This is a genomic window from Parageobacillus thermantarcticus (assembly GCF_900111865.1).
In the GTDB taxonomy this organism is placed as follows: Bacteria; Bacillota; Bacilli; order Bacillales; family Anoxybacillaceae; genus Parageobacillus; species Parageobacillus thermantarcticus.
Genome location: NZ_FOJS01000099.1, coordinates 1 through 1,459 on the forward strand (window position 1 = coordinate 1; position 1,459 = coordinate 1,459).

At 40.4% G+C, this 1,459-nt stretch carries 2 protein-coding genes and 1 pseudogene; all 3 read right to left on the reverse strand.

The window, feature by feature from the left end:
* A pseudogene (locus tag BM278_RS18570) lies at positions 1 to 121 on the reverse strand (IS982 family transposase); the annotation flags it as partial.
* A 305-nt stretch (positions 122 to 426) separates the two neighbouring features.
* Positions 427 to 534, reverse strand: coding sequence for a putative holin-like toxin (locus BM278_RS19750; RefSeq protein WP_370468105.1), 108 nt, complete (start codon positions 532 to 534; stop codon positions 427 to 429).
* Positions 535 to 911: 377 nt separating this feature from the next.
* Positions 912 to 1,373 (reverse strand): response regulator, encoded by a 462-nt coding sequence (locus tag BM278_RS19755; RefSeq protein ID WP_090952539.1) that lies wholly within the window; start codon positions 1,371 to 1,373, stop codon positions 912 to 914.
* Between the last annotated feature and the right edge of the window lie 86 nt (positions 1,374 to 1,459).

Below are 1,459 nucleotides of genomic sequence, written 5' to 3' on the forward strand. Positions count from 1 at the left end.
GGTTGCGGCGCTGCAGGTACATCTGAATCGATGACAGTTGGGCAGAGACAAAAAAGAAAATGGCGGCATATTGCTTTTGAATCTTGGCTCGATCTGTAGTAAAATGAAAGTGCTCTTGCATAGGGATTCTCCTTTTCAATGTTTGATCGCACTTTCATTTTAAGGAGATCCTCATGCAAGGGCTATTTTTATGCTTGTTTGAGTTTATCTAGCACCACGGGTAAATAAAAAATATCCGTGCATCAGCTGCAAACATAAGTCTTCATTTCACAACCCTGATCATGTATAATATACACAGAAGGTTCTTATAATAATAAGACCAAGGGTGCTGCAACACCCTCGGTCCTGCAATAGAACGGTCCCTACAAGGGGGATCGGCAGTAGGGCGGAAATAATCCACCCGATGGCCGTTAACTCAAGGGTGGATTATTTCTTTTGGCTGTAAGACAGTATTGAAACGATAAGACTTGCGAAAGCAATCGCAAACATTAACGCTTCAAATACCGTCATCGGCATCACCCCCTTTCTGCACATAAAGGGGTACAATGCCGCCCCACCCTTGAGTTCTCCCGTACTATTGCTTTCCTATTATACTATATATTTACAAATTTTAAAATAGAAGATATAAGATTTGTCTTCTGCTTTCGTTGGAAAACAGATGCCTTGTAGGGCATCTTTTTTGCGTATGGATGTTTAATCAATAATGATATTGGCTACATATCCCTTTTCTCCATTCGCCAAATCCCAATGAAAGAGAAGATACATATGTAAAAAAAACTAAATGAAAGCGGTTATCCAAATTTTTAGATGGATGGGATCCATTGCTATTGCCGGATAAGAAAGCGGCCATATATAACCGATTTTTAATAAATACAATAATATTCCTAAAAATGTAAATCCAACACCTATTGCTACCAGTACAGGGAACTTTTCATAGACGTAGACAATAAAAGTTGAAGGGAAGCAATAGCGATGGTGCCAATCCATCCGTGAAAAACCCATTTGATAATCGTGAATGGTATCAAGCCTGGAAGTCCCATTAATTTGCCTATGAGTGCATAGGCTGCTAATAAAAAGATTTGCGTTAATTGTGTAATGTTACCAAATCGATATAATTGTGAATGACTAGATTGCAGCTCTCCTCTTAAATATTGGTTCCGTCTAAAAAATGCTTTCATACGGTAAGCAACCTTTTTCGGACTGAACGGTTTTGTAATATAGTCATCCGCTCCAATGCTTAAACCAACAATACGATCGACATCTTCTTCCCGGGCTGACAGAAAAAAGATAGGCGCCATGGTAAAAGATCTAATCTCTTGGCAAACACGAAACCCATCTATATCCGGAAGCACAATGTCGAGAACAAGTGACATACTCCCACCACCTACGCTTCGCTTAGAGGTGGGGGCTTCTCGGGTAATCCCATCTCATGATGGGAAGTTGACCGAGCGATCCCCGT